19 protein-coding genes are annotated in these 17338 nt (G+C 70.7%); 6 read left to right on the top strand and 13 right to left on the bottom strand.

Features of this window, described 5'->3' with window-relative positions:
- Positions 1-1085: 1085 nt before the first annotated feature.
- Positions 1086-1787 carry a GntR family transcriptional regulator gene (locus ACQHIV_RS39580; RefSeq protein WP_427889497.1) on the bottom strand — a complete coding sequence of 234 codons (702 nt, stop codon included), beginning with the start codon at positions 1785-1787 and terminating at the stop codon, positions 1086-1088.
- An 85-nt stretch (positions 1788-1872) separates the two neighbouring features.
- Positions 1873-2049: a DUF5302 domain-containing protein gene (locus tag ACQHIV_RS39575; protein WP_427889496.1), complete on the bottom strand. Its 177-nt coding sequence runs from the start codon at positions 2047-2049 to the stop codon at positions 1873-1875.
- A gap of 147 nt (positions 2050-2196) precedes the next feature.
- Here ACQHIV_RS39575 and ACQHIV_RS39570 point away from each other — a divergent pair, with 147 nt between their 5' ends.
- Genes ACQHIV_RS39570 through ACQHIV_RS39560 form a run of 3 tightly spaced genes read left to right on the top strand, consistent with a single transcriptional unit; the run spans position 2197 to position 4437 of the window.
- On the top strand, positions 2197-2847 hold the full coding sequence (locus ACQHIV_RS39570) for a LysE family translocator (RefSeq protein ID WP_427889495.1): 651 nt from the start codon (positions 2197-2199) through the stop codon (positions 2845-2847).
- Between the two features lie 3 nt (positions 2848-2850).
- Positions 2851-3504 (top strand): hypothetical protein, encoded by a 654-nt coding sequence (locus ACQHIV_RS39565; protein ID WP_427889493.1) that lies wholly within the window; start codon positions 2851-2853, stop codon positions 3502-3504.
- A 45-nt stretch (positions 3505-3549) separates the two neighbouring features.
- Positions 3550-4437, top strand: a complete 888-nt coding sequence (locus ACQHIV_RS39560) for an aminoglycoside phosphotransferase family protein (RefSeq protein WP_427896655.1) — start codon at positions 3550-3552, stop codon at positions 4435-4437.
- Here ACQHIV_RS39560 and ACQHIV_RS39555 read toward each other — a convergent pair.
- The 4 genes from ACQHIV_RS39555 to ACQHIV_RS39540 all read right to left on the bottom strand — a co-directional run bounded on the left by ACQHIV_RS39555 (position 4424) and on the right by ACQHIV_RS39540 (position 7772).
- On the bottom strand, positions 4424-5146 hold the full coding sequence (locus tag ACQHIV_RS39555; RefSeq protein ID WP_427889491.1) for a class I SAM-dependent methyltransferase: 723 nt from the start codon (positions 5144-5146) through the stop codon (positions 4424-4426). The two genes, ACQHIV_RS39560 and ACQHIV_RS39555, sit on opposite strands and share 14 nt — an antisense overlap.
- A 132-nt stretch (positions 5147-5278) precedes the next feature.
- Complete coding sequence (locus ACQHIV_RS39550; RefSeq protein WP_427889489.1) at positions 5279-6058, bottom strand: ABC transporter permease; 780 nt, start codon at positions 6056-6058, stop codon at positions 5279-5281.
- Positions 6055-6807, bottom strand: coding sequence for an ABC-2 family transporter protein (locus tag ACQHIV_RS39545; RefSeq protein WP_427889488.1), 753 nt, complete (start codon positions 6805-6807; stop codon positions 6055-6057). The genes ACQHIV_RS39550 and ACQHIV_RS39545 overlap by 4 nt, the downstream gene beginning before the upstream one ends.
- Positions 6804-7772, bottom strand: coding sequence for an ABC transporter ATP-binding protein (locus ACQHIV_RS39540; protein ID WP_427889486.1), 969 nt, complete (start codon positions 7770-7772; stop codon positions 6804-6806). Before ACQHIV_RS39540 ends, ACQHIV_RS39545 begins: the two co-directional genes overlap by 4 nt.
- Positions 7773-7834: 62 nt before the next feature.
- On the opposite strand from ACQHIV_RS39540, the gene ACQHIV_RS39535 reads away from it, so the two are divergent.
- Entirely contained in the window at positions 7835-8884 is a 1050-nt protein-coding gene (locus ACQHIV_RS39535) for a helix-turn-helix transcriptional regulator (protein ID WP_427889484.1), read from the top strand.
- Here ACQHIV_RS39535 and ACQHIV_RS39530 read toward each other — a convergent pair.
- Genes ACQHIV_RS39530 through ACQHIV_RS39515 form a run of 4 tightly spaced genes read right to left on the bottom strand, consistent with a single transcriptional unit; the run spans position 8875 to position 13973 of the window.
- A complete protein-coding gene (locus ACQHIV_RS39530; protein ID WP_427889483.1) occupies positions 8875-10149 on the bottom strand; it encodes a cytosine permease in 1275 nt (424 codons plus the stop codon). The two genes, ACQHIV_RS39535 and ACQHIV_RS39530, sit on opposite strands and share 10 nt — an antisense overlap.
- Complete coding sequence (locus ACQHIV_RS39525; RefSeq protein WP_427889481.1) at positions 10142-11584, bottom strand: DUF1116 domain-containing protein; 1443 nt, start codon at positions 11582-11584, stop codon at positions 10142-10144. The genes ACQHIV_RS39530 and ACQHIV_RS39525 overlap by 8 nt, the downstream gene beginning before the upstream one ends.
- Positions 11581-13116: an acyl-CoA synthetase FdrA gene (fdrA, locus tag ACQHIV_RS39520; protein WP_427889479.1), complete on the bottom strand. Its 1536-nt coding sequence runs from the start codon at positions 13114-13116 to the stop codon at positions 11581-11583. The genes ACQHIV_RS39525 and fdrA overlap by 4 nt, the downstream gene beginning before the upstream one ends.
- Positions 13113-13973, bottom strand: coding sequence for a DUF2877 domain-containing protein (locus tag ACQHIV_RS39515; protein ID WP_427889477.1), 861 nt, complete (start codon positions 13971-13973; stop codon positions 13113-13115). Before ACQHIV_RS39515 ends, fdrA begins: the two co-directional genes overlap by 4 nt.
- A gap of 127 nt (positions 13974-14100) precedes the next feature.
- Between ACQHIV_RS39515 and ACQHIV_RS39510 the strand changes: the two genes are divergently transcribed.
- A complete protein-coding gene (locus tag ACQHIV_RS39510; protein ID WP_427889476.1) occupies positions 14101-15042 on the top strand; it encodes a carbamate kinase in 942 nt (313 codons plus the stop codon).
- 18 nt (positions 15043-15060) lie between these two features.
- On the opposite strand, the gene ACQHIV_RS39505 is transcribed toward ACQHIV_RS39510, so the two are convergent.
- The 3 genes from ACQHIV_RS39505 to map are packed head-to-tail and all read right to left on the bottom strand — an operon-like array spanning position 15061 to position 16937.
- A complete protein-coding gene (locus ACQHIV_RS39505) occupies positions 15061-15759 on the bottom strand; it encodes a GntR family transcriptional regulator (RefSeq protein WP_427889474.1) in 699 nt (232 codons plus the stop codon).
- 39 nt (positions 15760-15798) lie between these two features.
- On the bottom strand, positions 15799-16170 hold the full coding sequence (locus ACQHIV_RS39500) for a hypothetical protein (protein ID WP_427889472.1): 372 nt from the start codon (positions 16168-16170) through the stop codon (positions 15799-15801).
- Positions 16170-16937, bottom strand: a complete 768-nt coding sequence (gene map / locus ACQHIV_RS39495) for a type I methionyl aminopeptidase (RefSeq protein ID WP_427889470.1) — start codon at positions 16935-16937, stop codon at positions 16170-16172. Before map ends, ACQHIV_RS39500 begins: the two co-directional genes overlap by 1 nt.
- A 45-nt stretch (positions 16938-16982) precedes the next feature.
- On the opposite strand from map, the gene ACQHIV_RS39490 reads away from it, so the two are divergent.
- Entirely contained in the window at positions 16983-17243 is a 261-nt protein-coding gene (locus ACQHIV_RS39490; RefSeq protein WP_427889468.1) for a helix-turn-helix transcriptional regulator, read from the top strand.
- Positions 17244-17338 lie beyond the last annotated feature (95 nt).

Here is a 17338-nt window from a genome sequence, read left to right as displayed (position 1 = left end):
GAAGAGAGCATGCGGGACGCCGGTCCAGCAGGTAAACCCCGGACGAACAGTTGGCTGGCGGACCCCCAGGCCATCACAATCCCCCCACCGCGACGCACCCCAGCGCACAACTGCCCCGACCAGCGCAATTGTGATGGCCTGGCGATCCGCCCCAACCACGGAGCCCGGCGCGAGGACCGCCCGGGGTCGGCGCGGGGAACGGTGCGGGTGGACGGCGGGAGGACGGCGCCGGGGGGACAGCGCGGGGGCGAGGCGCGGGCGGACGGCGCGGGCGGACGGCGCGGGCGGACGACGCGGGAGGACGACGCGGGAGGACGACACGGGAGGACGACACGGGAGGACGACGCGGGAGGACGGCGGGAGGAGACGGCGGGAGGAGACGGCGCGGAGGGGACGGCGCCGGGGCACGGCGCGGGGGCACGGCGCCGGGGGGGACGGCGGGGGGACGGCAGGGGGGACGGCAGGGGGGACGGCAGGGGGGACGGCAGGGGGGACGGCAGGGGGGACGGCAGGGGGGACGGCAGGGGGGACGGCAGGGGGGACGGCAGGGGGGACGGCAGGGGGGACGGCGCGGGGACGGCGCGGGGACGGCGCGGGGACGGCGCGGGGACGGCGCGGGGACGGCGCGGGGACGGCGCGGGGACGGCGCGGGGACGGCGCGGGGACGGCGCGGGGACGGCGCGGGGACGGCGCGGGGACGGCGCGGGGACGGCGCGGGGACGGCGCGGGGACGGCGCGGGGACGGCGGGGGGCGTGGGTCAGGGGCGGAGGATCGCTCGGAAGCCGACGCAGGGACGGCGCGGGGGGCACGGCGCGGGGGCACGGCGCGGGGGCACGGCGCGGGGGCACGGCGCGGGGGCACGGCGCGGGGGCACGGCGCGGGGGCACGGCGCGGGGGCACGGCGCGCGGGCACGGCGCGCGGGCACGGCGCGCGGGCACGGCGCGCGGGCACGGCGCGGGAGGGCGCGGCGCGGGAGGGCGCGGGACGGGCCTTCGGGGGCGAGGTACGGCGCGGGGTGTGGGTTCAGTGGCGAGGACGGCGCAGGAGCGTGGGTTCGGCGGCGAGGGGGGTGCGGGGCGTGGGTCAGGGGCGGAGGATGGCTCGGAAGCCGACTCGGTCGCCGCGGTAGAGGGAGCGGACGACCTCGATCGGGTCGCCGGTGGCGTCGCGGCTGTTGCGGTGCAGGAGGAGCATCGGGAGGGACTGGGTGGCCTTCAGCAGTTCGGCCTCGCGCGGGGTCGCGATCACGGTCTCGACCAGCTCCTCGCCCTCCCCGAACCGCACCCCGAGCTGATCGGTCAGGCAGCGGTACAGCGAACCGGTCGGCTCCAGCACCTCGCGCAACGTGGGGAAACGCGCCACCGACAGGTACGTCGTCTCCAGCCCGATCGGCTGCCCGTCCGCGAACAGCACCCGCTCGAGCCGGTGCACCGGGGCACCCTCGGCGATCTTCAGCTGCTCCGCGAGCTCCGCGTCCGCGACCACCTCGTCGAACGCGACCACCTCACGCCCCGGCGTGTGCCCCTGCGCCCGGAGCGCCTCGGTGTAGCTGACCAGCGCCAGCGGCTGCACCAGCTTCGGCGTCGCGACGAACGTCCCCTGCCCCTGCCGCGCCCGGAGCCGGCCGTCCGCGATCAGCTCCCGGATCGCCTGCCGCATCGTCCACCGGGACACCCCGAAGTCCTTCGCCAGCACCCGCTCGGGCGGCAGCGCGGCGCCCTCCCCCAGCCGCTCGACGACCTCGATCAACCGGGTCTTGACGACGAAATGCAACGGCTCGCTCACGAGCCGACAATATCCCGCACCAAAGGTCGAGCCCCGGGCGGCAACCCGGGGCTCATATCGGATGGATGGACAGTGCGGCGGAACTTCAGCTGCCGGACTTGCGCCGGAACTGGCGCTTCTGCTTGTCGTTGTGCGCGTCGCCGACACCCTGTCCGCGAACCCCGCTGCCGGGGTGCGAGTGGTTACCGGCGTTCTTCTTCTGAAGCGCTTCCCGAAACTTCTTCTGCAGATCGTCCGCCGGCTCGCTGGACTTGTCGCTCATACCGTCTCCTTCAAACCATAGGCGTACACACCCAAACTAACCGAGGGTGAGCATCCGCCGCGAGCCAATACCGTCCTGTGGAAACCCCCGACCCGGCGGGAGTCGCGCTGTTAGGTTCGTCGTACCGCCGAGGGAGGGACGACGCAGATGCTGGTGAGCAACGAGGCGCTGCTGGGGATCGCGCTGGTCGAGCTGGGTCTGGTGATCGTGCCCGGGCCGAACATGATCTACCTGATCTCCCGCTCGATCGCGCAGGGCCGCCGGGCCGGGCTGATCTCGCTGGCCGGCGTCGGCCTCGGGTTCCTCGTGTACTTGCTCGCGGCAAGCGCCGGGCTCGCGACCCTGTTCGCGCTGGTCCCGGAGATCTATCTGACGCTGAAGCTGGCCGGCGCGGCGTACCTGCTCTGGCTCGCCTGGCAGGCGTTCCGTCCCGGCGGTACGTCGGTGTTCGCGACGCAGGACCTGGAACCGGACCGCCCGCGCAAGCTGTTCGGGATGGGCCTGCTCACCTGCCTGCTGAACCCGAAGATCGCGATCCTCTACATCTCGCTGCTCCCGCAGTTCCTCGACCCGTCCCGCGGGCACCTCGGTGTCCAGAGCCTGATCCTCGGCCTCGGGCAGTTGACCGTCGGCGTGGTGATGAACGCGGTCTTCGTGATCACCGCGGGCTCGGTCGCGGTCTTCCTGTCCCGCCGCCCGACCTGGATGCGCATCCACCGCTACCTGACCGGGACTGCGCTCGCCGTCTTCGCACTCCGCCTCGCCACCGACCGCGCCCGCCCCCTCGCCACCCACTGAACCATGAACGATTTCGTCACCGTGTCCGTGGAACGACTGGTCGCCGCCTGGGACCTGCCACTGGTCCACGAGCGCGGTCTACCGGCGATCACCGAGGACTACCTGCGCGACACCTTCCCGTGGTCCCAGGCGGAGCAGACCACCCACGCGCTGTCCTCACACTTCGCCGCGGCCCGCTTCGCCGACGAGGTCGAGTACGGCGTACTCCTCGTCCCCGACCCGTCGAAGCTCGACACCCGCGCCCCACTCCCCCGCGAGCTGACGTCCCCCGACGCCTTCGACGACCGTCTCCCGGCCGGAGTCGCACTTCCGGGTAGCGCCCCGTGGCGCCTGGTGGTGACCGTGATCGGGTCGTACGGCCCGTCCCTCGGAAGCTACAACGACGTGCTGGCCTCGGACGGCTTCATCGTCGACGGGTACGACACCCGCACCTGGATGACCCGTCAGATCTGGGGCGCCCGGGTGCTGCAATGCGGGGCGACCCCGCCGGACTGCGAGCACAACGACCGCTGGACGTTCACCCTCTTCCCCGGCGAACCGCCCGTCGACGGGCAGGCCGAGTCCGGGACCGTCCTCAAGGGCAAGGTCCGCTTCCGCCTCGGCAAACCGGACCGCGGCATCGGCTCCGCCCGCGTCGCCCCTGCAGTCCTGGTCTAAATCGTGTGCGGCCCCGGCCGCCTGACCTGGATACTGCACGGCGTGATGCACGAAGGACAGCTGGACGTGTCGGTCGACCTGGTGGAAGGGCTCGTCAAGGAGCAGTTCCCGGAGTGGAGCGCGCTCCCGATCCGCGCTGTACCGTCGCACGGGACCGTCAACGCGGTGTTCCGGATCGGCGACGGGCTCACCGCGCGGCTGCCGATCCAGCCCGGTGATCCGGCCGCGGTCCGGCAGGAACTCGAGGACGAGGCCGCGGCGGCGCGGCGGCTGCACGCGATGTCGCCGTACCCGACACCGGAACCGGTCGCGATCGGTGCGCCGGCTGCGGACTATCCGCTGCCGTGGGCGGTGCAGACCTGGGTGGACGGGACGATCGCGTACGACGCCGACGTCGCCGAGGCCACCGCGTACGCCGAGGATCTCGCGCGGTTCGTGCTCGCGCTGCGTGCGCAGCCGACCGAGGGTCGGACCTTCGACGGGCAGTGGCGCGGCGGGTTGCTGACCTCGCAGGACGAGTGGGTCGCGGAGTGTCTGGAGCGCAGCCGCGGCATGATCGACGTGGACAGCCTGACGAGGTTGTGGGCCGAGCTGCGCACGACGTCGCGTACCGAGCCGGACGCCTGGACGCACCGTGACCTGATGCCGGGCAACCTGCTCGTCCGGGACGGCCGGTTGGCAGGCGTCATCGACGTGGGCATGTTCACGGTCTCGGACCCCGCGATGGACCTGCAGCCCGCCTGGAACCTGTTCGGCCCGACGGCGCGGGCGGCGTTCCGGGCCGCGGTCGGCAGCGACGAGGACGAGTGGCGGCGTGGGATGGGGTGGTCGTTCGCGCAGGCGATCGGTTGCCTCTGGTACTACGTCGAGACCAACCCGGTCATGTCCCGCACCGCCCACCACACACTGACGGCTCTCCTTACAACTTCCTAGCCACGAACACGTACTCCTTCCCGGGCCGGTCCGGAGCCTCCCGTACGTCGTCGACCGCGAACCCGGCGGCGGTCAACGACTGCTCCACCTCGTCCCGCTCGCGGAACCAGAGCGTCGAATCGGACGTGAGCACGGCACCGTCGGAGGAGAAGTTGTAGGTCGCGCGGAACGTGACGTACGGCAGCCTCACCTCGACCAGATCGGTCCAGACCTCGACGGTCTCACCGTTGATCTCGCGCACCTGATGGGTGTTCTCGCGGGTCCATTCCTCCCACCCGCGCCGCGCCGGGATCCGGGTCTCGAACACGAACCGCCCACCCGGCTCCAGCGCCTGATGCACTCCATGCACCGTCGCGGCCCACTCCTCCGTGGTGAGGAATACCTGCGCCACGTTGCCGGTCATCAACGCCAGCTCCACCCGCAACGCCGGCAACGTCGTCGCGTCGCCGTGCAGCCACCGCACCCGATCCGCAAACTCCTTGCCCCGAGCAACCTCCAGTGAAGCCGCCGCCGGATCCACCCCCGTCACGTCCACCCCGGCGCCCGCCAGCAGGCAACTCAACTCGCCGGTCCCGCACCCCACGTCGAGCACCCGCCCGGCGCCGAACTCTCGCACGATCGCCGCGTAGTGCTCCAGATCCCCCCGATCCGGATCCAGCGCGTCGTACACCGCCGCCAACCGAGGCACCCCGAACAACGCATCAACCATGCCCGCGACACTAACCCGGCTTCGGGTACAGAACGACAGGACGTAGTCGTCTACGTATACCCCGCCGTGAGCGTGACCGTCGCCCCGGCAACCGCCGATCCGGCGACATCTCCTGTCCTCCTGTACCCCCTATCACGACGTAGCCCCTGTGTACCTCCGCAACCCGGCCCGCCACGCAAGAACCGCCAGGCCGGCCGCGCCGCCCGCAGCCGCGACCCCGGCGGCCAACACACCGGGCTGAGGCCCCCGAAGCAACGCGGCCGACGGGACGCTGGCGATCAACGCCATCGGGAACACATAGGTGAGGATGATCCGGAGCGGCCGCGCGAACACATCCGTCGGATAGCGCCCGAGCTGCCAGGCGGAGTGGTAGAACACGTCCAACTGCAGCTTCGGCGCCCAGAACGCCAAGCACGCCAGCAGAACGCTCAACGCCCACGTCACCACCACGCCCGCGATCACCAGCACCAACCAACTCAAGACCCCGCCCACAGTTGGCAAGCGATCCGAGATCCCCCACCCCAGTACGCCGAGGCCGAGCACGAACTGGATCAGCTGCAGCGGCGACGACAACGACAGACTGGACAGGAACAGGCTCGACGCCGGCTGCAACAGGTACCCGTCGAGCTTCCCGTTCCGGATGCCGGTCTCCGGGAACCACGACAGGTTCGGATCGATGAACGCCGCCCGCAGCGCGGTGATCAGCTGATACGTCCCGATCAGCACGAGGAACTGCGCCTTCGACCAGCCCGCCAGCGTGTCCGCCCGGGTGAACACGATCAGCACCGCCGCGATCGCCGTACCCAGGCCCGTGAACGCCAGCAGTACGTCGAAGAACAGGTTGATCCGGAACGCCACGCTCCGCCGCAGCGACATCGAGAACCCCGCACCGAACAGCCGCAGCACCTTCACGATCCCACCGCCGTGTACCGCCGTACGCCGGCCCGCCACAGCACCACGACCGCCCCCACCAGCACCACCACCCAAGCCAACTGGAAACCGACCGCCCCGGCCCTGACCCCCGCCGCGACCGACGCGGGCAACCCGGTCATCCCGTAGAACGGCAGCACCTCCGCGACCCGCCGCCAGCCGGACGACAGCACGTCGATCGGCGCCGCCGTACCGCCGAGCAGGAACATCACCTGCCCGCCGAACCCGACCACCGCGTGCACCCGATCCGTCCAGAACGCCGTCAACGACAGCAGGAACGTCCACAGGAACACGAGCACCGCGGCGAGGACGACATACGGCAGCGCCCGCAGCACCGCCCAACCGTCGAACCCGACCCGCATCGCCACCGCGGTGAGCAGCACGATCGGTGCCCCGAGCAACGTCAGCCAGGCGCGGACCGCCAGGTTCGTCGCGATCACGCCGAGTACGACGGGCTGCGGGCGGAGCAGCTCGTGGCTCAGCGTCCCGTCGTAGATCCGCTCGGAGAACGTGTGCTGCTCGAACGACTCGGTCATCAGCGTGACCAGGATGACCGCGACGTAGTACCGCCCGATCGCCGGATCCCCCGGGTACACCGCCGACCAGACGAACAGCCCGATCAGCGGCGCGACCACGGCCTGCACCACGAGCGTCAGCAGGAACCACCACGCGCCCGACCACTCCAGCACGTCCTGACGGAGCCGGAACCCCAGCAGTACGGCGGTCCTCATCGCAACCCCTCGCGGTACGCCTGGTCGATGACCTTCTCCAGCGGCGGCTCCTCCACCGCGAGGTCCACCACCTCCAGCGCCTGCAGGAGGCGCCCCGTCGTGCCGGCGACCTCGTCCCGCGGCACCCGCAGTACCCACTGGCCGTCGGCCTTCTCGACCACCTCGCCGAATGCGGACGGGTCGTCGCGGGTGGAGATCCGGATCAGCTTGTACGGCGACAGCCGCGCGGACAGCTCCACCAGCGGGCCGTCGTACCGCACCTGCCCGTGGTCGATCAGGATCAGCCGCGGGCAGAGCGACGCGACGTCGGCCATGTAGTGGCTGGTGAGCAGTACGGTCGCGCCGGTCTGCTCGACGTACTCCTGGACGAACTCGCGGATCAGGCTCGCCGCGCTGACGTCCAGCCCGATCGTCGGCTCGTCGAGGAACAGCACCTCCGGGCGGTAGATCAGCGCCATCGCGAGGCCGACCCGCATCCGTTCGCCGAGGCTGAGCGCGCGGAGCTGGCGTTCGACCAGCGGTTCGAGGTCGAGGAGCTTGGTGAGGTCGGCGAGAGTACTGCGGAACGCCGGGCGCGGGACGTCGTACAGCAGCCGCTGGTACTCGAGCGAATCCATCACCGTGAGCTCCTGCGAGCCGCCGACCGGCTGGCTGCCGCGGACGAACGCGATCCGCTTCAGGAACGGCGACCGGCGGTGCCACGGGACGCTGCCGAGTACCCGGACCTGCCCGGCGGTCGGGTGCAGGATCCCGCTGAGGATCTTCATGGTCGTGGTCTTGCCGGCGCCGTTCGGGCCGATGAAACCCGCCACCTCGCCCGGGGCGATGCCGAACGAGATCTCGTCGAGGGCCTGGACGGTCTTGTACTCACGGCGTACCAGCGAACGGAAAGCGGCCCGCAGCCCGCCCTTGCGGACCGGGGCCTGGTAGGACATCGAGAGGTTTTCCACCTCGACAGCAGTCATGTCGCCGACCGTAGGAACAAAAGACGCCCAGCTGTGACTTATTTTCCTGCGATACTCGGGAGATGCGCGCGGAACGGCTCCTCCGGCTGCTCCTGCACCTGCAGACGCGCGGCCAGACGACGGTCGACCAGCTCTCGCAGGCGCTGGACGTGTCGCCGCGGACGATCCAGCGCGATCTCGAGGTCCTTAGCCTCGCCGGGGTGCCGGTGTACTCGATCCGCGGCCGGGGCGGCGGATGGGCGCTGCTCCCCGACTACCGCACCCGCCTGACCGGCCTCACCCCGTCCGAGGTCATGTCGGTGTTCGTCGGCGCCACCGCGCACGTCCTCGCCGACCTCGGCCTCGACGCCTCCAGCGACCTGGCCGTCACCAAACTGATCGCCTCCCTCCCCGAAGGCACCCGCCGCGAAGCCGAATACGCCCGCCAACGCCTCCTCATCGACCACGCCGGCTGGGACGACCACCGCGAAACCCCCCGCTGGCTCTCCCTCTGCCGCCAAGCACTCTGGGAACAACGCCACCTGAACATCACCTACGGCGCCCCTCCCACCCCCACCACCCCACCTGCCACAGCCCCCACCCCCGCGACACCCGCAGCCCCCACCCCCGCGACACCCGCAGCCCCCACCCCCGCGACCGGGCGCGCGGAGCGCGCCGGGCGCGGGGTGTTTGCGGTCGCACCGTTGGGATTGGTGGCGAAGGCGCGTACCTGGTATTTGGTGGCAGCCCGCACCGACGGTCGCCTGCGCACCTACCGCCTGTCCCGCCTGACGTCGGCCGAACTCACCACCGACACCTTCACGAGACCGCCCGGCTTCGACCTGGCCGCCTACTGGGCCCGGTCCCAGCGCGAGTTCCAGGCCTCCCGCCCGTCGTACCCGATCGTGCTCAAGGTTCGCGACCACGCCGTACGCCGGTTCCGCCCGACCCAGCCGATGCTCCCGACCGGCAACGGCTGGTGGATCGTGCACGCCGACCTCGAGAACGCGTACGAAGCCCAAGCCGCCGTACTCGCCCAAGCCGGCGCCGCCCAGGTCGTCGCACCGAAGGAACTCGTCACGCTGGTCCACGAAGCCGCCCAGCACCTCGCGGACCAGCACCGTCAGGCCTGAACCCGGACCCGCTCGATCACCAGGTACGCGACGATCGCGACCACCAAACCGGTCACCGCGTCCGAGAACTGCGGCACCACCCAGTGCACCAGCGCCGCACCGCCCGCCCCGATCGCCCACGCGATGAACGCCGTCGGCCGGAACGTCTCGTCCCGCGGCCCGTGCCGGCGGAACTGATCCGCGATCAGCACCCCACCCAACGGCGGTACGAACACACTGAGAATCACCAACCAGCTGAGGAAGAAGCTCCACACCCCGGCCAGCGCGACGACCAGCCCCACAACTCCGAGCACGAGCGTCACGATCCGCATCCGCCCCCGCAGAATGTGGGACCACCCAACAGCACCGTTGTACAGGCAGTGGCTGCAGACCGACCCCAGGTTGACGAACACGAACACCGCCGCCAACGCACTCAGCGCGACCCCGTGCCCGTGGGTGAGAATCGGCAGGAAGTTCCCGCCGTCCGTCGCCGGATCCGCGATCGCCCCGGCGGCGACGACCAGCCCACCGGTCACCTGCGCGATCATGCTCGCCACCGGGAACGCCGTCGCCGACGCGATCACCGCTTCCCGGCCGTTCTTCGACCACCGGGTGAAGTCCGCCGTCATCGTCCCGGAGTCCGCGAACGTCGCCATGATCACCGACACCGCGACGCCGAACGTCATCGCCCCGCCGCCGACCCCCTGGTAGCCGAACACCTTCCCGAGATCGTTGCTCCGGGCCACGATCACCAGCGCGATCACCGCGACCAGGATGAACAACGGCGCGGCGATCGCCCCGAGCAACGACAGCGCCCGGATCCCGGCGTACGTGATCGCGATGAACGCGAGCCCCGCGACCACGATCACGACGTCCTTGTTCCAGCCGAACGAGCTGTTCAGCGTCGCGCCGGTCGCCCCGGTGTTGAACGCGAACCACCCGACCACGATCGTCGCCAGGAACCCGGACGCGATGACGTACCCGACCTTGCCGAACGTCTCGGTGGCCTGCAGCGCGAAGCTCCGGCCGGTGCTGCCCGCGCGGTGGCTGAGCAGGCCGACGTACAGCAGCATCACCAGGTTCGCGGCCGCGATCGCGCCGAGACCCTTCCAGAAGCCGAGCATCGCGACCACCACACCACCGGGTACGGCGTTGGTGAGAATCATCGGGAACCCGAACCAGACCGCGGCTACCGTGGCCAGGCCCTTGCGGTGCGACTGCGGCACCGGGCTGTGCTCGAACTCCGACTCCAGCCCGCCCTGCTTGTCGTCGACCGAACTAGTCATCGTTCCCGCCTCGCCGGTACCGGTCCGCGAGCGCGACGACGGCCTGGTCGAAGCAGTCCACGGGCGGGTTGGTGATGCCGGCGCCGATCATCCCGATGCCGGGTTCCTTGTGCGCGATCGCGGTGTTGATCACCGGCAGGATCCCGGTCAGCTCGACCGAGCGGACGTCGATCCCGGTCGGCACACCCTGGAAGTCGAGCAGCGGGATCGTCACGTTCTTGTTCTCGGTGGTGGTGATCTCACCCATCCGCCGGGTGAACTCGACCGCCTCGTCGACGGTGCCGCCGACCAGCGCGACGATCGCCGGCGCCGCCGACATCGCGAACCCGCCGATCCCGTACGTCTCGGTGATCGCCGAGTCGCCGATGTCCAGCCCGGAGTCCGCGGGCTTGTACCCGGCGAACATCGGCCCGATCACCGGCTGGGCCGGCCCGGTGAACCAGGTGTTGCCGCCGATCCCGCTGACCCGGATGCCGAACTCGACCCCGTTGCGGGCCATCGTGGTGACGACCGTCGAGTACTCGATCCCGTGCGCGGCGTCCAGCGCGGCCTTCGCCATCGCCATCCAGGTCGGCCCGGAGAAGTAGTCCGAGCTCGCGACGAAGTCGAAGACCTCCTTCTTCTGCTGGGTCGTGAAGCTGGTCTGCAGGATCATCGGCGCGAGCGCCTGGATCAGCAGCGTGGTGCCGGCGACGTTGCGGTTGTGGCACTCGTCGCCCATGTGCAGCGCCTGCGACAGCATCAGCCGCAGGTCGATCGGGCCGCCGATCTCCAGCGCTTCCTTCAGGATCGGCCCGAGTACGTCGCGCATCCAGACCAGCCGGTCGATCACGGACGCGTCGTTCGCGCCCATCCGCAGTACCTTCGACAGCTGCTCGCTGAGGTTGGTGAAGGCCTTGTTGCCGTACGTCGCGTTCTCGACGACGTGCATGTACATCGACGCGGACGTCACGCCGGCCATCGACCCGACGCAACCGTACTCGTGGCAGGGCGCGAACGTGATCTGCCCGGACGCCGCGACCTTCGCCGCCTCGTCCAGGTCGGCGGCGAGGCCCTCGAACACCAGCGCACCGGTGACCGCGCCCTTCATCGGGCCGCTCATCCGCTCGAACTCGATCGGCGGACCCGCGTGCAGGATCGTCGTCGGCGTCATCCCCGGCACCACGTCGATCGCCTTGCCGAACCCGGCCAGCATCGGCTGCGAGCTGGTGATCCGCTCGACCGCCTCGGCGTTCGCGGCCTCGATCCGCGCCGCGAGTTCCGGGTCCTCCAAGGTGTTCAGGGCCGCGACGACGTCGGCCTTGCCGCCGCCCGGCGGGGTCCAGTCCAGCGTCGTCACCGCCGCTCCCTGCGCGGTGATGTCGTCGGCGAACATCTGCAGGCCGACGTTGACCACCTCGAGGTCGGCCGCGAACAGCTCCTCGATCCCACTCATGCGTCGTCTCCCTTCCGGACGATGGCGCGCGCGAGCCGTCCGGTCGACGCGCTGCTGGCGGCGACCGTGACTCCGGCCGACCGCAGATTCTCCAGCTGTGCACCGAGTTCCGGGCGGTCCCGGTCGGTGCCGAGCACGTACCCGACGATCTCCAGGTGCCGGCCGTCGGCGGCGGCGAGTTCCTTCGCCTCGGCGATCGCGGGCAGCAGGACGCCGACCGGGTCCTCGTGCGAGCCGAAACCGAGGATGAAGTCCATCACGATCACGCCGACCTCGGGGTCCTTCGCCTCCTCGAGCAGCCGGGCGATCCGCAGCGTCGGGTCGATCATCGGGTGCGGCCGGCCGTTGGTGAAGTCGTCGTCGCCGAAGTCCAGGAACGTGTGCGCCACGCTCCGGCTCGAGGCGTCGAGCTTCCGCTCCGGGTCCTTCTGGATGTTGCTGTACACGTCCGGGAAGACCTCGAGCGCGGCGTACATCGCCTCGTCGCAGAGCGTCCCGCCGCAGAACAGCCCGCGGATGTAGCGCTGCTCCGGCGTGAGCTTCGCGCGGATCGCCTCGACGTCGACCGGCTCCGGGGTTTCGTCCGGTACGTCGATCCCGGCCAGCCGGACCGCGGCCCGCGAGGCCTCGTCGGTGTTCGCGGCGAAGGTCCCGCCCGCGGCGACGACCGCGTCCTGCGATCCGCCGATGAAGCAGACCACGACCGGCTTGCCCGCACCGGCGATCTCGGCCAGCACCTTCTGCTCCACCGACGGCGCCGGCGGCTTCGAGATCAGCACGATCACGTCGGTACCGGCATCCTTGGCCAGCGCCCGGAGGCCGTCGATCATCATCACGCCGCCGACCTGCTCACTCAGGTCACGGCCGCCCGTGCCGATCAGCTGCGAGACCCCGCCGCCGAGCGCGTGTACCCGTACGCTCACTTCCTGGCTGCCCGTCCCGGACGCGGCGACGATGCCGATCGTGCCGGGGCGGACGGCGTTCCCGAAGCAGAGCGCGACGTTGTCGATGATCGCCGTACCGCAGTCCGGGCCCATCATCAGCAGGCCCTTGTCGTGGGCAAGTGTCTTCAGCGCGACCTCGTCCTCGATGCTGACGTTGTCGCTGAAGACCATCGCGTGCAGGTCGTTCTCCAGCGCCTTGCGGGCCTCGCGGGCGGCGAACGTGCCGGCGACCGCGATCACCGCGAGGTTGGCGCCGGGGCGGTTGCGGGCCGCGGCGTCGATCGTGCGGTAGCTCTCGGTCTGCCCGGACGCGCGCTTCTTCGCGGTGAACAACTCGTCCACGGCGACCAGCGTGGCGTCGTCGTCGACGCCGTCCGCGGTGTCCAGCACGATCATCAGATCGCCGCCGCCGGCCGCGTCCAGCTCCGCGGTGAGCAGGCCGAGGTTGCGCAGTACCTCCTTGTTCATCTCGGTGGCCATCGCGACGAAGGCCTGGTGCACGCCGTCCAGCTGATTGGCCCGCGTGGAGACCGACATCAGCGACACGGAGTCGTAGTAGGTGTTCTTGCGTACGACGGTGATACTCACGCTGAACCTCTCAGCAGTAGTTCCAGGTGCAGGCCGGCCCGCACCCCCGACAAGATGTCCGTGCCCGACGTCCGGCCGATCGCGAACACCTTCACGGCGGCCGTACGGACGGCCGGCTGGTTGCCGTTGGCAACGGCGTGGAGAAGGTCGGCGAGCGACTGCCGGACCCGGCCGCGGGCCGCCTCCGTCAGCGTGACCGCACTGACCGCGGTGGTCCGGTGGACCTGATCGACGACCGCCGGAGCCAGCAGCCGCCGGACCGACGCCGCACTCAGCAGCAGCCCGGTCAAGAAGTCGTCCCCCGAAGGCGTCAGCCCCGGTCCCAGGCCGACCAACCCCAGTACATGTACGGCAACCGCGGCCGCATCGCCGAGACGCAGCGCCTCGACCACGCCGGCCGAGTGTTCCCGCAACAGGCGAGCCTGCTCACGCTCGAACGCGGTCGCCCCCACCGCAACCATTCCGCCGGCAACGCCGACTGCCCCTAGCACCTCGTCGAGGGTCACCACGGCGGGCTCGCACGACGCTGCGACCAGGAGTGGGAGCTGTGGTTGCCAACGGTTCGCGTGCCGCAGGTCGACCGTCAGGCCGGCGACCTCCAGCCGCCCGTGCTCGGCGGTGAACAGCTCGCCCGCACGTACGTCGGTCCACGAGGCCTCGTCGACGCGAGCGGTGTTGGGAGCGTCGTCCAGCGTCCGGGCAGCGAGCGTGATCAACCACCCGTCGGGCGTGATCAAGTTCACGACCCGCTCGAAGACGCTGTGCACCTCTCCACCCACCACGGCCGCGCCGAGCGCGTCGAGCAGCAGCCCGTCCGCGCTCAGCGCGGTCAGCGTGCGTGCGGTGCGGGTGCTCATGGCGGAGGGGACCTTCAGAGGTAGCCGGAATCTTGGTCGATGGTAGACCATATACCAATCTCACCTATGCTGGAGCTGCGCCAGGGAGCAACCTGGACGCATCACCACCCGCTGAAAGGACCCGAACGTGCGGATCGTCGTCGCGCTCGGAGGCAACGCGCTCGCCCGTCGGGGCGAGCCGATGACCGCCGACTACCTACGCAAGAACGTGCGCAGCTCGTGCGTCACCCTCGCCGCCGTGGCGCAGGAGCACGAACTCGTCATCACCCACGGCAACGGGCCCCAGGTCGGCCTGCTCGCGCTGCAGAACCTGGCGTACTCCGACGTCGCGGCGTACCCGCTGGACATCCTCGGCGCCGAGACCCAGGGCATGATCGGGTACGTCGTCCAGCAGGAGCTGACCAATGCACTCGGCGGCGACCGGCAGATCGTCGCGCTGATCACGAACACCGAGGTCGACGAGCAGGACCCCGCGTTCGAGCGGCCGACCAAGCTGATCGGCCCGCAGTACTCCGCGCAGGACGCCGCCGAGGCCGCCGCGGAGTACCGCTGGACGATCGCCCGGGACGGCTCGCAGTTCCGCCGGGTGGTGCCGTCGCCGATGCCGATCCGGATCCTGCAGACGCCGGTGATCAAGGAGCTGCTCGACCTGGGCCACCTGGTGGTGTGCGTGGGCGGTGGCGGCGTACCGGTGCGGGTCGACGCGAGCGGCCGGCAGCTCGGCAGCCAGGCGGTCGTCGACAAGGACCTCGCTAGTGGCGTACTGGCCGCCGAGATCGAGGCCGACGTACTCGTGATGCTGACCGACGCGGACGCCGTGTACGTCGACTGGGGTACGCCGGACCAGCGCGCGATCAGGTCCGCGACACCAGAGGCGCTGGCCGAGTTCCCGTTCGAGGAAGGTTCGATGCAGCCGAAGGTCGACGCCGCGATCCGCTTCGCCAAACGCGGCGGCCGCGCCCTGATCGGCCCCCTCGACAAACTCCCCGAACTCCTCGCCCGCACCACCGGCACCGAAATCCGCCCCGAAGTCCCCGGCGCCATCGAGTACTACCCCACCAAACCCTGACCGAGTCTCGGCGGTGGTTCAGAGGTTTGTGGTGATGGCGGTGAGTCGGTCGCGGGGTTCGTCGATGGCCGTGAGGGTGTCGGCGGCCGTCGTGAGGATGTGGTGGTGGGCGACCTCGGCGGCGCGGTCGGGGTCGTGGGCCGCGACCGCGTCGTACAGGGCCTGGTGGTCGGCCATCCGGTCGGTGTCGAGGCGCCGGGTGAGCTGGAACATCCGCCGCAGCCGGCTGCTGAACCCGAGCACGATCGACTCCAGCAGCGCGTTGCCCGACGCGCGCACCAGCTCCTCGTGGAACGCGACGTTCGCCCGCGCGGCCGCGCGCTGATCCTTCAGCCCGACCGCCGCGGCGGCGCCCTCGATCGCCGAGCGCAGACGCTCCAGGTCAGCGTCCGTACGCCGTACCGCCGCCAGCCGGGCCGCGAGCACCTCGACGCTCGCCCGGACCTCGACCAGGTCGAGGATGTCCTGCGCGGTCAGCGCGGTGACGACCCCACCGCGCCGCGGGAGCAGCTCGACCAGCCCTTCGTTGGTGAGCTGCTGCAACGCGTCCCGGACGACGATCCGCGACACCTCGAGCCGCGCCGCCAGGTCCCGCTCGACCAGCCGTTCCCCGGCCGCGAGCTCCCCGTCGATGATCGCTTCCCGAAGCTCCTCGGCAGCGTGATGCCCCAACGACCGGAACCGCGCCCCCAGAGACTGCCCGTCCTGCACCGGCACCCGCCGACTCCTCCGATGGTCGACAATATTCCTCACACCCTACCCAGTGGCAGCACCCTGGGCAGTCGCGACCATGAAGTTGTACGACGCCAGCCGCACCACGAAGGACCGCACGCCCCACGCGCGCGGCTCGATCGGCCCGGGATCCCGGTGCGTGGCATGCACCGCATCGATCACGTCGGCGGGAACTTCGACGTAGAACTGCACGCCCGCACCACGGTGCTCGCGGGCCGCGGCCGGCAGGAACTGCTCGGTGTCGACGCCGAGCATCACCTGCCCGCCGTACAGCTCGACGACGGCCATCCGGTCACCGGAGTCCTTCGGGGTCGCGTACGCGAGCGTCCACCCGTTGGCGACGAACTCGTCGGCAGCGGCGTACGGATCAGGGGTCGCGAGGATCGGTGTGAGCATCACGCCCTCGTGAGGATCTCGGGGCCGTCGGCGGTGATCGCGATGGTGTGTTCGGTGTGGGCGGTGCGGCAGCCGGTGACGCTGCGCAGGGTCCAGCCGTCCTCGTCGGTGACCAGCTCGGCGGTGTCCTGCATGACCCACGGCTCCAGCGCGAGCAGCAGACCGGGCCGCAGCTTGTACCCGCGCCCCGGACGGCCCGTGTTCGCGACATGCGGGTCCTGGTGCATCGTCGACCCGATCCCGTGCCCGCCGAACTCGGTGTTGATCGGATACCCCGCCGCTCCGAGCACGGTGCCGATCGCGCGCGAGATGTCGCCGACCCGCGCGCGCGGTACGGCGGCCGCGATGCCCGCGTCGAGCGCCCGCCGGGTCGCGTCGATCATCGCCAGATCCTCCGGCGCGGCGTTCTCACCGACGACGAAGCTGATCGCCGCGTCCGCCGCGATCCCGCCCAGCGACACGGCCAGGTCGAGCGTCAGCAGGTCCCCGTCGGCGAGCTTGTAGTCGGACGGCTTGCCGTGCAGCACGGCGTCGTTCACCGCCGTACAGATGTAGTGCCCGAACGGCCCCCGCCCGAACGACGCCTCGTAGTCGACGTAGCACGACTGCGCGCCGGCCCCGACGATCAGCTCCTTCGTCCACTGGTCGATGTCCAGCAGGTTCGTCCCGACCGCGGTGCGGCCCTTCAGGTCCTGCAGGATGCCGCCGACCAGCGCGCCGGTCTGTTTCGCCTGCGCCAACTCACGGGTGTCCAGGATCTCGATCATGCAATAACTATACCGGCCATATTATCCCGGTACTATTATCGGATCATGGTCAGGCTCCCGCTCACCCCCGCGGAAGTCGAGCGCGGCGAGCGCCTCGGCGTCCTCCTCCGCCGCGCCCGCGGCAACCGCTCCATGCTCCAGACCGCCCTCGCCGCCGGTGTCTCCCCCGAAACCCTCCGCAAGATCGAGTCCGGCCGGGTCGCCACCCCTGCCTTCCCCACCATCGCCGCCATCGCCGACGTCCTCGGTCTCTCCCTCGACACCCTCTGGTCCGAGGTCACCCAACCGGAACGCCTGGTCTCCTGACCGCGTCCAACCGCAAGCCCGGCCAACCGGGTCGCCGCCCGGTCGTCGATGGTCCGCGCGGCGTTCGTCGTGCAACTCATGGCCCCTGAAGGGAC

Origin of the sequence: Kribbella polygonati (assembly GCF_050320105.1) — a bacterium.
Classification (GTDB): domain Bacteria; phylum Actinomycetota; class Actinomycetes; order Propionibacteriales; family Kribbellaceae; genus Kribbella.
The sequence above is the reverse complement of the archived record's forward strand: the minus strand, read 5'-3'. Positions and strand labels throughout refer to the sequence as shown.